This is a genomic window from Flavobacterium reichenbachii (genome assembly GCF_002217435.1).
GTDB lineage: Bacteria > Bacteroidota > Bacteroidia > Flavobacteriales > Flavobacteriaceae > Flavobacterium > Flavobacterium reichenbachii.
Genome location: NZ_MUHF01000006.1, coordinates 14,142 through 27,791 on the forward strand (window position 1 = coordinate 14,142; position 13,650 = coordinate 27,791).

The 13,650-nt window shown below is 32.6% G+C and carries 11 protein-coding genes; 3 read left to right on the top strand and 8 right to left on the bottom strand.

The genetic code is table 11. The features are described from left to right. Nucleotides 1–138 precede the first annotated feature (138 nt). The 3 genes from B0A68_RS06200 to B0A68_RS06210 all read right to left on the bottom strand — a co-directional run bounded on the left by B0A68_RS06200 (nt 139) and on the right by B0A68_RS06210 (nt 1,710). Nucleotides 139–738 carry a hypothetical protein gene (locus B0A68_RS06200; RefSeq protein ID WP_035688837.1) on the bottom strand — a complete coding sequence of 200 codons (600 nt, stop codon included), beginning with the start codon at nt 736–738 and terminating at the stop codon, nt 139–141. Nucleotides 739–890: 152 nt separating this feature from the next. After that, entirely contained in the window at nt 891–1,124 is a 234-nt protein-coding gene (locus B0A68_RS06205) for a hypothetical protein (RefSeq protein ID WP_123947483.1), read from the bottom strand. A gap of 166 nt (nt 1,125–1,290) precedes the next feature. Then, on the bottom strand, nt 1,291–1,710 hold the full coding sequence (locus B0A68_RS06210; RefSeq protein ID WP_051892847.1) for a lysozyme inhibitor LprI family protein: 420 nt from the start codon (nt 1,708–1,710) through the stop codon (nt 1,291–1,293). Between the two features lie 433 nt (nt 1,711–2,143). Here B0A68_RS06210 and B0A68_RS06215 point away from each other — a divergent pair, with 433 nt between their 5' ends. Both B0A68_RS06215 and B0A68_RS06225 read left to right on the top strand, forming a co-directional pair. After that, a complete protein-coding gene (locus tag B0A68_RS06215) occupies nt 2,144–2,692 on the top strand; it encodes a type 1 glutamine amidotransferase domain-containing protein (protein WP_035688842.1) in 549 nt (182 codons plus the stop codon). Between the two features lie 464 nt (nt 2,693–3,156). Beyond that, a complete protein-coding gene (locus tag B0A68_RS06225; RefSeq protein ID WP_035688849.1) occupies nt 3,157–3,390 on the top strand; it encodes a hypothetical protein in 234 nt (77 codons plus the stop codon). Between the two features lie 58 nt (nt 3,391–3,448). On the opposite strand, the gene B0A68_RS06230 is transcribed toward B0A68_RS06225, so the two are convergent. Then, entirely contained in the window at nt 3,449–4,450 is a 1,002-nt protein-coding gene (locus B0A68_RS06230) for a hypothetical protein (protein WP_035688852.1), read from the bottom strand. Beyond that, nucleotides 4,447–6,387 (bottom strand): AAA family ATPase, encoded by a 1,941-nt coding sequence (locus B0A68_RS06235; RefSeq protein WP_035688854.1) that lies wholly within the window; start codon nt 6,385–6,387, stop codon nt 4,447–4,449. Before B0A68_RS06235 ends, B0A68_RS06230 begins: the two co-directional genes overlap by 4 nt. Before the next feature lie 385 nt (nt 6,388–6,772). Between B0A68_RS06235 and B0A68_RS06240 the strand changes: the two genes are divergently transcribed. Continuing rightward, complete coding sequence (locus B0A68_RS06240; protein WP_035688857.1) at nt 6,773–7,216, top strand: hypothetical protein; 444 nt, start codon at nt 6,773–6,775, stop codon at nt 7,214–7,216. A 286-nt stretch (nt 7,217–7,502) separates the two neighbouring features. Here B0A68_RS06240 and B0A68_RS06245 read toward each other — a convergent pair whose 3' ends face one another. The 3 genes from B0A68_RS06245 to B0A68_RS06255 all read right to left on the bottom strand — a co-directional run bounded on the left by B0A68_RS06245 (nt 7,503) and on the right by B0A68_RS06255 (nt 13,539). After that, nucleotides 7,503–8,588, bottom strand: coding sequence for an efflux RND transporter periplasmic adaptor subunit (locus B0A68_RS06245; RefSeq protein ID WP_035688860.1), 1,086 nt, complete (start codon nt 8,586–8,588; stop codon nt 7,503–7,505). Between the two features lie 264 nt (nt 8,589–8,852). Next, nucleotides 8,853–12,143: an efflux RND transporter permease subunit gene (locus tag B0A68_RS06250; protein ID WP_035688862.1), complete on the bottom strand. Its 3,291-nt coding sequence runs from the start codon at nt 12,141–12,143 to the stop codon at nt 8,853–8,855. Between the two features lie 10 nt (nt 12,144–12,153). Continuing rightward, nucleotides 12,154–13,539, bottom strand: a complete 1,386-nt coding sequence (locus tag B0A68_RS06255) for a TolC family protein (protein ID WP_035688865.1) — start codon at nt 13,537–13,539, stop codon at nt 12,154–12,156. Between the last annotated feature and the right edge of the window lie 111 nt (nt 13,540–13,650).

A 13,650-nucleotide genomic window follows, 5' to 3' on the forward strand; every position in this document is an offset into this window, starting at 1 on the left:
TTTCTTTGATGATTATGCTGTGTGAAGTCTCCCGATTTATATATTTTATAATAAGGAGCTTCTCACATCGTATAAATTTAAATTCAATTTGCAATAGGTATAAAATTGAGGTATCTTATTGGTTTTTAAATATCTAACTTACAAGAGGATAATGAAAAGTATGATTAGTATAATCACCATTATGAAGTCTTGATGAACATGATCAAAAAATTTGGGCTTTTGGGAGAAAGAATATAATATTGCGGTCATAATAGAGATTGCAAATAATAGTATAAATCCCCTTTTTCCATCTTTATTATCCGCTCTATTTCTGCATGCAATATTTAGATATTCGTTGTTGTTTTTTATAAGCGAATGAATTTCACAAGAAGTTTCCTTGTCAAAATCTGCTATATCACTTTTTAATAGTGCAATTGTAATCGTATCTCCTACTTTTATTTCAGTTAGCACTTCATTGCGATTAGCACATCTATAATCAAAACTTGCAATTTTAAATGTACTCTGGTTATTTACACATTTAAATTCAATCCATCTTTTGCTGTTTTTGCCTTTTGTTTCTTTGAATTCGGGAGCTTTTTCTGTTATTAGATTTTCATAAGTTTGAAGCTCTGATGGTTTTATGATGTAACTTCCACTAATTACTTTCATAAAGAAGTAAGTTCCAATAATAAAACAAATTATAGCCGCAGCTAAATAATCTTTTTGCTTTTTTTCCCAGTCATCAATCTGATCAGCCATAAATTATAATTGAAATTTAGTTTAATTTTTGCTCAATTTATTAAAATCTACTACAATAATATTATTTCCTTCATCTTCCATTTTTTGATTGTTATGGTAGATTTACAATATTTTATTTTGATATACAAAAGATCTTCTCTTGGTACATTGTTTTATTTTAAAGCATGATTGACAAACAAGCATTTAAAATTGTTTTTTACTTCTATTAATCGAATAGTATCTTTTTGATATTCCAAAATTTTATAGGTATAATCACATAATTCTAGAATACTGTCTTTTTCTGAAAAGCTCCAATAGCAGTCTCTTTGTTCTCCATCAAGTAAAATATGTTTTCGATCACTCGAGGTGTACCGATTTTCAAAGTCTCCATTTTCATAAAATTTCATATAAAAAACGGCTCTGGAATTGCGATTATATTTACTATTATTTATATAAGACCATTTTTTATGTGGATTTATGAGTAAATTTTCAAATTCACTTTTTTTGCATGACGAAAGTGTAAGAATCATTAGGCTTAGCAAAAATATTTTTTTAATCATGATATTAAAATGATTAATACTCAATACTATCATAGTATCTCTTTAATTCGATGGTTCTGGCTTTTACAATCTCAGTTTTTCGACCTTCTGCAACAGGATACCACATGGTTCCTTGTTTTACTTCGTAATAATATTTAGAAATAAATTCAAATTCGTTATCACGATAAATGATCCATTGCTTTTGGGATTGCTTTAGAATTTCAAATGCATCTTTAGAAAGTTTTGCTTTTAGTAAATTGTAGCTGCTGTTTAATTGTTTATCCCAATCTTCTCGAGCTTTTATTTCGCAATTGCACATTTCAGCTGTCGAAATATCATTTTTATCCAGACATTTTGATTTTCGAATATCGATTAAATCTTCTTTCTTCTTGCTTTTCTGAGAAAATCCAGCCAGACAAAGACTAAAGAAAATTATAAAAAATGTTTTTTTCATTCGTTTGCAAAATAAGATTTAGAGTTTGGATCTGCTTGTAAGTTTGTTCTCAAAAATAGGATTTTAGAATCATTTTTTGAGTTTATAATTAAATATTTTTATGATTTACGAAGTTATTTTAAGCTTGAATGTGCCGTAGGTAAGTGTACTAAATTATGAGACTTTGTACCGCGACGGTTTTTTACTCCTTTAAAATGTCTTTTTATTTAGTACTCACTAATTTATACACTTATTTCCTAGCTTTCATCCTATAAAATAGTTAACTGCATTGACGTGCATCTTATATAATTTCAGTTTATTTTTTAATAAAAATTTGATTTTCAATTAATTAACTTTTATTAAAGAAAGGTTTAACACGCTCTGTTTTCGCTGGCTGTTTCAAATAACTAATTTTAACTAAATCAAAATTAATAACGTTTTAAAAATTAAAATTATGAAAAAGAATATAGCCATATTAGCAACAAACGGTTTCGAAGAATCAGAATTAGCATCTCCTAAAGCCTATCTGGAAGAGCAAGGCTGGAATGCAGATATTGTCAGTTTAAAATCAGGAACGATCAAATCTTGGAAAGACGGTAATTGGGGTAAGGAATATAATGTAGATGTAGTTTTGGATCAGGCAAATGAAGCAGATTATGATGCTTTGGTTCTTCCGGGAGGAGTTATAAATCCTGATTTATTGAGAAGAGAAGAAGCTGCAGTAAATTTTGTACGTTCCTTTTTTGAAAGTAAAAAACCAGTAGCCGCTATTTGTCATGGTCCACAAATTCTGGTAGATGCCGATGTTTTACAAGGTCGAAAAGTAACTTCGTTCTTCTCGGTTAAAAACGATTTGAAAAATGCCGGAGCACAATGGGAGGACTCAGAAGTAGTCGTAGACAACGGATTGGTAACCAGCCGAAACCCGAATGATTTACCCGCTTTTAATAAAAAAATGGTGGAAGAGATTAAAGAAGGAAAACACGAGCGTCAGACAGTTTAAGAAGATATTTTTATTTAGATTTATCAGGTTACAAAAAATGCAAGATCAATTTTGGTCTTGCATTTTTTTTGTGATGTTTTTTTACGTTCTGTTTGTCATTTCGATGGAAGGAGACCCGAGCGATAGCGAACTGGCGAAGCAAATCTTCGCAAGAAGCTCGACAAAGATTGGAGATTTAGATTGTGGAGTTTCTTGCAAAGATTTCTCGTTCCTCGAAATGACAAAAATGCGATAAATGCCTGCTGAAATATAGATTCCTTATATTTGATAAAAGGAATATATAAAATGAAAGAAAAATCTTTCTTTTTAAAAAGTTTTCGTACATTTGAAGTTCTTAAATCTTCACATTAAGACAAAATAAAATTTGCCCTCGTGCTATGTAGTAAAGCTCCGAAAGGACTTTGACGCCGTGAAGAAGCGTAAGACTACTAAGGCATGAGGGTTTTTCTTAAATTCTTCACTTTATGAAAACAAACACCCTTTCCCAAGAAGCAGAAACAAGGCTGAATGATTTTTTCAACAATATTATAGATCCAGAAGATATGGCTAAAATATTAAGACAAGTAAATTTCATTTTAGCTCTTGGCGTAATGAGAAAACACGAACCCCTCCAAATTGGAGTAACAAATTTTGAAGAGAATTATTATTTCCTCAATGAATTGGCGGAGATTTTGAATCCTTATTTTAGTGAGGAGTAAGATTTTTAAAATGAAAAAACCTCGATTTTTTTTTAAATCGAGGTTTTTTTATGTATATCTAAATTAATTTTAATTGTCTTGCTATATCTTGTGAATACTTTGCCATTGGTCTTTTATGTATTTCAGAGTTATCAGCATAATTGCCAACAATAAGTCTGTCTAATATTGATTTATCAGGAAATAAAATTTTAAAACTTTCTACAAGACTTTTTTTATATACATCATTATAAACTTTAGCTTTGTGCACAAGTTCTTCTGCTATATCTATTTGGGTGTCATAAATACCTTGAATTCCGAACATTTTATTATATTCATTAATAAAATCAAAATTACCATCTATACTGTCAAAATGCACTTTTAGATCCTCATTGTTTAGAGATAGCCAATAAGATAAAATAGATTCTTCATCAATCCAAAATTTAAACTTATCTAGCTCATTTATGTCATCTGTATATAATTCAAAATCTATTTCATTATCATGTTTTGCGCGATTACAATTTCCGCAAACTGGGTACAGATTATAAAAAGAAGTACTTAAGAAAGGGTATTTTGATTTTGAATAAAAATGATCCAATTCTAACTTGGCCATGTTTTTTGGTTTTCTCTTTTTTTCCTTTTTATCATAAAAAGAAAAATTTACAACAACTGTTAATTGAGCATTACAATATATACATGTTTTAATACCTGAAGATTTAATATATGAATGAAATTCAGATTCTCTTAAATCTTCATATCTCATTGCTTTTATAATTTCTTCATAGAATTTTATTTTTTTGTTTAGAACACATTGACTAAGTATAGTTCCATTGTCGATAGCATAAAATTCTTTTATTAGAGTTTTAATTTTTGTAGGAGTTGCTGTAATTATATCTGGGTATTCGTTAATTATTTTAGTTATGTATTCCCGATGTTTCTTATGTTTTATTTTGCCTAATTTATCATGTAAAATTCTTAGTGAATCTTTTGGTTTAGTGAAGTTTGGACTTCTTTTTAGAAATAGATTATTGCAAAAATCTTGTGCCTTGTTTTCTAGTGTCTTATCGATTAAAATTTTTCTCATTCGTCAAATTTTTCAAGTTCCTTTTTTAATTCATCCATTCTCGCTAGTATTGAAGCTTTAGATTTGAGTCTAAATTTTTTATCAAATAAGTTTAAAATCCGATCTTTAACAACTTGTTCGCCAATAATATTTATAACTTCAAATGCACTTTCTTCTGACCAATTTTCTGTTGGTTTTATATTATTTTTCTTTTCAGCAATCTGATCGTTAAAAGTTAAATAATTTATTAAATCAAGTATCTTACTTTTTGCAAACTCACCCATAAATCCTTCATTTAAGAAAAAACTGTTAGCAAGTAATTCATGAATATTAGCTCCAAATGTTTCCTCTTTATCAAAATTTGAAATTTTAGTATTGTTGTTTTCATCTTTATCTAAGAATAAAACATTTTTTTGAGGAATATCGGACAATACAAATGGACTATGAGTTGTTAAAATCAGTTGAATTTTCTTATCATTAAACAATTCACTTAAGTAAGCAATTATTTTATCAAAAAAAACTCTCTGCCATTCTGGATGAAGAGCTACTTCGCCTTCATCTATAAATATTACTACGGATTCTCCTGTGATGCCATTTCCACTTATTTCCGAATTTTTAATTTGTTTTTTTGCCCAAAAAAATCTTGAATACAGAGTTAATAAATGCTTTTCTCCTGAACTAAATTGACCATAAGGTTCGTAGGTGAAAATTCTTCTATTATCCATTAATTCATCCATGATAAGAATTGTTTCATTCAAGACAATGTTATTTTCTTTTATTGACAAAACTATAGATCCTAAATATTCATAAATATTAATCCTCCTTGAATCATATTCATCTGGTAAAGGGAGTTCAAAATTATTCCAGTTTGCATTATTTATTATTTCATATATATTTTTTCTTAAGGTTAAAATACTCTTGTGTATATCTAAATCTTCTATTGAATCTGTTAGTACTTCTTCATATAAAATATCAGCAAAATAATTTTTAGGAAATAAAATTTCTTTATTAAGCAAAGACTGGAATACATTAATAAAGAAAAGTCTAAAGAAAAAATCTTTTCGTTCTTGTATTGGAAGATTATAATATCTAACGGATGAATTTTCTTTTTGTGTGGTAAAGTAAGCTTCAAAATCATAGATAATTAAGTTTCTTAATAAATTATTTAATTGATGTTGAAGTTCATTTAGTGATTTTTTTTTAGGATCATTTAAATCTTCACCATAGAAATTTTGTTTATTAAAAAAGTCATTATTTAAGATCTTTATTTTTATCTTTTTTGGTAAAAATTGGATGTATTTTGTTGTCATATCAAAATTTAAAATAAAGTCACAAATTCGTGAATCTTCCATATCTTGAAACGCATCTAATTGGTTAATATCTAAAATGTTATTTATTGGGTATATGTATTTCGAATTGTATAAATCGTTATATACAAGCATTGTGGTTGAGATGTTTACCAAGTTATTTTGTACAGCAATAGCTCTAAGGTCGAAAGTTGGATTGTAATAAATATATTTATTACTTTCCATTTCATACCATCTTAATCCCGACTGCCCTTGATCTAAAGGAGCATATTCGTACCTGAGTATTTTATATCCTGCCTCGATAATAGTTTCCTCATTTTTAATTTCAATTTCATTTTGAACAAATATGCATTGATCAATTATAAGTAGTCCTTCACTTTTAATATGTGTTTCAAGACTTCCATTTGTTGCATGAGCTAAATTATAATTTATGAATTCAGTTAAATTTGTTTTGCCTGAACCATTTTTGCCAACTATAACTGTCACTCCAGAAATATTTTCTTTAAAGAAATTGTTCAATTGTTTAATTGATTTTGAAATAACTAATTCATTATTTATGAATTGAAATTCTTCTTCATCACTATTGTTAAAATTGAATCCTGTATTTTTTATATTTTTATATTTCTGTATCCAAACAAATTTTAATTCCATTATAATACTATTTTCTTGAGATTAACTAGGAGTTAAAATTAGAGATTATTCTTTACTCAATATTACGTGAAGCCATAAATGATTATTAAACTTTAATTTTCTGTATAAAAAAAAAGGATAGTCCCTCCAATTAAAGAAGAACTGCTCTTTTAGGCAAATTTAAAATTTGCATTCCTAAGAATTAGTAAAGTTAATTGTAATCACTAAAATGAAGACTGAACGCAGGTTATTCGTTTATAATATCGCCTTCCTTAAGTATCTTTGCTGGCAATTTCTATCAGTTTGTAAATTCGAAATTAAGAATGTTAATCTCACCACGGTAAATATTATATTTGCTTCTTAGACATTTTTAACCTTTAGCAAAAACTATTAACTGAAAACAATTATGGCATTAACAGGATCACTATACAAGCTTTCAAACGAGGAATTAAAAAATCAAATAAAGAATAAATTTTCAGAATTAGAATCCTTAAAAGAAACTGCAGATTTAAGCTACTACGCGATTGATTTACTAGAAATATTAAATAAGTTCTCAGGACTTGGAAGCGAAACAGTGGGGAAGATAATTCAAGGTGATAATTCATTTTCTCCGGAAGATGGTTATATCGGTTATTCAAGTTCTGAAGAAGTTAAAATAAATAAAGAAACGATATTAGACAAAATAACAATCGAAAAATTTGTTGAATTTTGGGAAACTGGTGAGCAACAAAATTTTGCCCATACACAATCTCAAAACAAAACTTTTGTTTTAAAATATTTTGAAAATATCAAAGAAGCGTACGAAACGGCTGTAAATGAAAACATGGCGCTAATTTTTAGAATAGGATAGCTCCAAAAAATTGATTCTTAGCGTCTTTGCGAAAGTATTTTTTTATTTTCAAAAGCCTTCTACTTTGCTCAGAATGACAATTGGGTTTATGAAAAAACTTAGCGCATCTCTGTGCAGTCTCCGCGAATCTCTGCGAAACTAAAAAACAAAAAAAAGACAGTACTATATCAAGTACTGTCTTTTAAGGCAAATTGTAATTCTGCATTCTAAAATTAAATTTTAAAATGCTCGCATTCAGGAATGCGTACAGTTTTTGGTAATCACTAAAATGAAGACTAAACGCAGGTTATTCGTTTATGATATCGCCTTCCTTAGTTTCTTCGCTGGCAATTTTTACCAGTTTATCTTTCAGATTTAAATCTCCGAATATTTCGATTTTATCATCGATTTCTCTTCCTTTTTTAATGTCAACTCTTGTTGCTTTGTGGTTCAAAACTTTAATCACAAACAAACCCTCTGCAGAACTCACCACCGCCGATTTTGGCACTACAAAAGTGCTGTCTTTCGCATTAAGCGGTAATAAAACTTCGGCAACCATTCCTGGTAAAAGATTTGCTTTTGTGTTGTGAACATCCATTTCAACTCTTTCAGAACGCAATTTCAAATCTAAAGCGCCAGACATTCTGGTAATTTTAGCTTTAAAAGTTTCCGGAAGTGATTTTACGTTAAAACTCATTTCGTCGCCTTGATGTAAATATCCGGTATATAATTCCGGAATAGAAACCGCCAAACGCAGTTTATCCTGCTGCTGAATCGTTAATAAAGGCAGATCAGAACCTTTTCCGGCTGGACCAACATACGTTCCTAAATTTACATTTCTAGCCGAAACAACACCATTAAAAGGAGCGCGTATTTCAAGATAACCTCTCATAATCGCAACCTCTTTGTGAGCCGCAACTGCAGCCTGATATTGTGCATAATCAGAATTCTTTTTGCCGCTTGCCATTTCCAGATCGTTTTTAGAAATCGTTCCTTCGACTTTGCTGGTTTCGTACAAACGGTTGTAAGTGCTTTTGCTGGTTGCGTAAATTGCTTCCATCGATTTTAATCTCGATTCGGCAGCGGCCAATTGCGAGCTGATTTCGGGAGCTTCCAAAACAATCAAAAGCTGTCCTTTTTTTACTTCAGAACCAATATCAACTTTTAATACTTTTACGAAACTGCTCACTTTTGCGTATAAATCTACTTGCTGAAAACCAGTTAGTTCGGCTGGTAAACGCAATTCTGTAGTCAGTTTTTCTTTTTCTAAAAGAAATGTTTCAGTTTTAGGTTCGATTTCTGCCTTTAGTGTTTCTTCTTTTTTCTTTTCGCAGCTGCTTAGTGCCACTAAAGCGGTGAACAATATTGCGATTGATTTTATATTATTTTTCATTTTTTGGTTTTATGTAATAAATATGTTTTAACCCGTTGATTGTAATTGTTTTAACATATAGAAACATAGTTTTTGAAACTTTAAAAAAAGGCGTTTCACTAATTTAAATGCACATAGTTTAGCTATGTGTAGAAACTTGTTTCTTCTTCTCTTTTTTTTGACATAATCCCGAAGCTTCGGGACTATGTTTCTATGTGTTTATTTTTTAGTTACTCTACGATTGAACTTTCAGCTTTATGACTTTCGACTTTCGACTTTATGACTTTATGACTTTCCATCTTTCGACTTACTTATTGATGAGATATAATGAATGCTTTCTTCGTCTTCCGGATCTAAAGAAACAGATTGTGTTGATGTTTTTTCTTGTGCCCAGGCAAATATTTGCGGCAGGATCAATAATACGGCAAAAGTAGAAAATAAAAGTCCGCCAATTACCGCTCTTCCTAACGGAGAAACCTGATCGCCTCCTTCGCCGTGGCCAATAGCCATAGGCAGCATTCCTGCAATCATCGCCACAGAAGTCATGATAATCGGACGAAGACGTAATGCTGCAGCTTCACGCGCTGATTCTAAAGCGTTCCCATTTATTTTTCGCAATTGTTCTGCATTGGTAACTAAAAGAACCGCATTGGCAATCGAAACTCCAACCGACATGATGATTCCCATATACGATTGTAAGTTTAGTGTTGAACCTGTAAGCGTCAGCATTAATAATGCGCCTAAAACCACCGCCGGAACCGTAGTTAAAATAACCAGCGAAACCTTGAACGATTGAAAATTAGCGGCCAACATTAAGAAGATTACAAAAATGGCAACCAATAATCCGGTTTGTAAACTACTTAATGTTTCAGTCAATACAGTACTTAGTCCAATTGGCGTAATAAACAAACCACGTGGTAATTCGCCTAAAGAACTAATTGTTGTGCCCACATCTTTCGCTGCCGTCCCTAAATCGGTTTGATAGATGTTTGCGGTAACGGTAATGTATGGCATGGCCCCTAAATTGTCATTTTCACCACTCACAAATCCGGGTGTAATTTTTGCAACGTCACTTAAAACAGGACGAAGCGAATTTTTTAATACCGGAATTTCTCCAATATCGGTTTTACTTTTCATTTTGTTCAGCGGTACCTGAACCTGAACATTATAAGATAATCCGGCTCTTTCATCTACCCAGGTATTTTTTTCTGTATATCGTGATGATGAAGTCGAAGCTACCAGCGAACGCGAAATATCATTCATATCCACTCCTAATTCGGCTGCACGAGTTCTGTCAATATCAATATTCATTGCAGGATAATGAATAGGCTGTCCAATCTGCACGTCTCTGAAATACGAGATTGCTTTTAGTTTATCTACAATTTGATTGGCATACAGTTCATTTCGTTTTTTGTCTTTTCCGGCAATTCTAATCTCGATTGGAGTAGGAGAACCCTGGCTTAAAACTTTATCAGTCAATTCGATTGGTTCAAAAGAAACTTTTGTATTCGGAAGCAGCTTTTTAAGTCTTGCTCTAAAATCGTCTTTAAAATCATCCATATCGGCGTGGTAATCTTTTAAACTCACCTGAAAAACAGCTTCATGAGAACCCGCCATAAAAAGGTAAATCGGGTTAATAGAGAACAACGACGGATGCTGGCCAACATAAACAGAACTGATTCCGATATGTTCTTTTCCAACTTTTTTCTCCAATTCTTTTAAAACTATTACAGCCTGTTCTTCAGTTCTTTCTAAACGTGTTCCGTCCGGAGCTCGCATTCTCAGCTGAAACTGACTTGAATTTGTTCTGGGAAAAACATCTTTTCCGATAAAACTTATAAATAATACAGCCAGAGCAGTTGCACTAACCAGATACACAATACTTGTTGTTTTTTTGTGAACAAACAAACGATCCAGAGTTTTCATAAAACGAACTCTGAAACGCTCAAATGCACCCAGTTTTCCGTCATTATTAAAATCGTCTCTTTCGACCAATACTTTCTTTTGAGCAATTAAATCCTGCTCAGATTCTGGTGTCAGTCCGCAGGCATTAAATTCTGCTTCGTCGTCTGTAATTTCAGGCGTATGTGTATGTTTTTCATGTCCTTTCATCATCCAGTTGGCCATTACGGGCACAAAAGTCTGAGATAATAAAAACGAAATAACCATAGAAAATCCAATTGCCAAAGCCAAGGGCAGGAATAAAGCTCCCGGAATACCAACCATTGTAAATGCCGGAGCAAATACGGCAAGAATACAAAGTAAAATCAATAATTTAGGCAGTGCAATTTCCTGACAGGCGTCCCAAATGGCGAGCGCTTTTGGTTTTCCCATGTCGAGATGCTGGTGAATATTCTCAATAGTTACCGTACTTTCATCGACCAAAATACCAATTGCCAGCGCAAGTCCGCTCAAAGACATTAAATTGATGGTCTGTCCAAATAATTTCAGGAATAAAACACCAGAAATAATCGAAATCGGAATGGTCATAATTACAATCAAAGCTGCACGGCGGTCGCCAAGGAAAAGCATTACCATTAATCCAGTTAAAACTGCACCAATAATTCCTTCTGTAATTAAACTTTTAACCGAGTTGATTACATAAACCGACTGGTCAAATTCGTATGATAATTTTACATCTTCAGGAAGTGTGCTTTGAATTTTAGGAAGTTCGGCTTTTAATTTCTGAACCACATCCCAGGTCGAAGCGTCTCCGGCTTTTGCAATACTGATATAAACCGAGCGTTTTCCGTTTACCAACGCGTAACCTTGCGTAATATCTGCACCATCTTTTACCGAAGCGACATCACCCAATTTTAGATTCTGAACACCGCCTTTGAATAACGGAATCTGTTCAAAATCCTTAACCTCTTTTATCGTATTATTAGTTGGTGTAATATAATTGATATTGCCCATTCTTACGTTTCCGGATGGAGCCGTTTGATTGTTGATACGAATTGCTTCTACAACCTGATCCGGAGTCATATTATGCGAACGCAGTAAATCCGGATCTACGTTAACCTCAATTGTTCTTGGGCTTCCGCCAAAGGGAGCCGGAGATAATAAACCGGGAATAGAAGTAAAGGATGCACGAACGTAAACGTTGGCTAAATCCTGTAATTCGTTATTCGAACGAATTTTACTGCTCAAAACCAATTGTCCGATTGGGAGAGAAGAAGCATCAAAACGAATGATAAACGGCGGTTGTGTTCCCGGAGGAAATGCTGCCTGAATCCTGTTCGAAAGCGAACTCAACTCGGCTGCAGCCTGAGCCATATTTGTGTTTTCATAATAGGTTAATTTCATGATCATTAACCCTTGAATGTTTTTGGTTTCTACCGATTTTACACCATTGGCAAAAGGAAGAATGTTGACATAGGTCTTAGCAAAATAAGCCTCCATCTGGTCTGGTGTGTAACCTCCAAAAGGATGCGCAATATAAATAACCGGCAAGTTCATTTTAGGCAAAATATCTACCTTAATGTCCTTGATGGCACCAATTCCGAAGAAAAATAGACCCGCAACCAATACTAATATGGAGATGGGTTTGCGGAGTGCAAAACGTATTAAATTCATTTGGATCTAATTAAAATTCATTTATAAATAAGTCAAAATTGCCCGTTGCAGCAACTTTCAGTAAAAACGACTGCCATACATTATTGTTGACAATATCACGATCGATTTCGGCACGGTTCAGCGTGTAAATCGTTTGTGTTAAATCGGTTAAATCGGTTAAACCGTTTTTGTATAAAGTCGATTTCTGAAGGTAAGCTCTTTTTGCTGCATCAACCTGAATTGGTGCTTCGGCATAATTATCCAAAGAAAATTTAATTTTATCTTCGGCAAAAGTCAACTGCGATTTCAATTCTCTATCTGCCTGATTGTATTCTTCCTGCAAAGCTTGCGAAACAAACTTCTGTGCGCTTATCTGTTTACTTGATCTAAAAGGTGTGGTTAAATTCCATGTAATTCCAACTCCAATCAAATAATTACTGCGATCCGGATTTACGCCGTCCCAATAATTTCTGCTAAAAGCATTTTGGTCTGTTGCATAACTATTATCAAATCCCGAAGCTCTGGTTTGCAAAACACCAAAAGCGCTCATTGTTGGGTAATAAAAACGTTTGTATAATTTAACCTGCTGATTGCTGTAGTCAATTCTCGTTTTGTACAATTGTAATAACGGATGAAGACTATCAGTTGCAGCATTTTGTTTTATAAGTTCTTTTGGAATCTGAGTTACAAAAAGGGTATCGGTAACAAAATCCTGTGGTGCAACTCCCATCAAATCAACTAATTTGTTGTTTTGTTCTTTAACGAAATTCTTAGCAAGATTTAAAGCAATTTTGGCTTTAGAAACTTCGGCAGTTGCCAAAGTAGAATCAACGCCTGCCAGTAATCCATTTTTTACTCTCGCTGCGGCGGTTCTCTTAAAAACTTCCGCGCGGCTCAGGTTCTTTTGCTGCGAAATCAACAATCTCTGGCTTGCCAATAAGTTTAAATAAGCAGCAGAAATTCTGATTTCCTGCTGAAATTTTTCTTGTTTTAAATCATTTTCTTTTGCCTGAACATCAATTTTAGACAAATTGATTTTTTCCTGCGTTTTTCCGAAAGTGAAAAAATCCCAGTTCATGTTAACCAGATACAGAGCTCCAAATGCCGAGTTCCAGTTTTGTTCCGGCAAAGGCAGTCCGGATGAAGCTACGCCTAAACCTCCAAAACCATAAAGCGGTCCGTTTTGTCCGTTTACAGTTCCGTAATCTTGTTGTGCCGATAAATTAAGATTGGGCAGATAATCACGTCGAGACTGTTTTAAAGTCTCTTTTGAAGCGCTGGCGTAATTGTTTTTTGCTCTGATCGATCCGTAGTTTTCAAGCCCTGTTTTTATCGCTTCTTTTAAAGACAAGGTTTGAGTGTAACCGATTGAGGCAAAAATCAAGAAAAATAATAAAGTAATTTTTTTGAAATACATAAACTCAAAGTGTGAAATTATGCGACAAATTTATTTTACTTATCTTGATAAAAGTCATCTTAAGTGATGTACTGCAATAAAAAATGACAAATTCAATTGGTCATTTTTTGG

What these genes read in the sequence shown, in the direction of transcription:
- B0A68_RS06200 (WP_035688837.1), bottom strand. Translation starts at nt 738, where the DNA reads ATGGCTGATCAGATTGATGACTGGGAAAAAAAGCAAAAAGATTATTTA.
- B0A68_RS06215 (WP_035688842.1), top strand. Translation starts at nt 2,144, where the DNA reads ATGAAAAAGAATATAGCCATATTAGCAACAAACGGTTTCGAAGAATCA.
- B0A68_RS06205 (WP_123947483.1), bottom strand. Translation starts at nt 1,124, where the DNA reads ATGAAATTTTATGAAAATGGAGACTTTGAAAATCGGTACACCTCGAGT.
- B0A68_RS06245 (WP_035688860.1), bottom strand. Translation starts at nt 8,588, where the DNA reads ATGAAAAATAATATAAAATCAATCGCAATATTGTTCACCGCTTTAGTG.
- B0A68_RS06250 (WP_035688862.1), bottom strand. Translation starts at nt 12,143, where the DNA reads ATGAATTTAATACGTTTTGCACTCCGCAAACCCATCTCCATATTAGTA.
- B0A68_RS06210 (WP_051892847.1), bottom strand. Translation starts at nt 1,710, where the DNA reads ATGAAAAAAACATTTTTTATAATTTTCTTTAGTCTTTGTCTGGCTGGA.
- B0A68_RS06255 (WP_035688865.1), bottom strand. Translation starts at nt 13,539, where the DNA reads ATGTATTTCAAAAAAATTACTTTATTATTTTTCTTGATTTTTGCCTCA.
- B0A68_RS06225 (WP_035688849.1), top strand. Translation starts at nt 3,157, where the DNA reads ATGAAAACAAACACCCTTTCCCAAGAAGCAGAAACAAGGCTGAATGAT.
- B0A68_RS06230 (WP_035688852.1), bottom strand. Translation starts at nt 4,450, where the DNA reads ATGAGAAAAATTTTAATCGATAAGACACTAGAAAACAAGGCACAAGAT.
- B0A68_RS06240 (WP_035688857.1), top strand. Translation starts at nt 6,773, where the DNA reads ATGGCATTAACAGGATCACTATACAAGCTTTCAAACGAGGAATTAAAA.
- B0A68_RS06235 (WP_035688854.1), bottom strand. Translation starts at nt 6,387, where the DNA reads ATGGAATTAAAATTTGTTTGGATACAGAAATATAAAAATATAAAAAAT.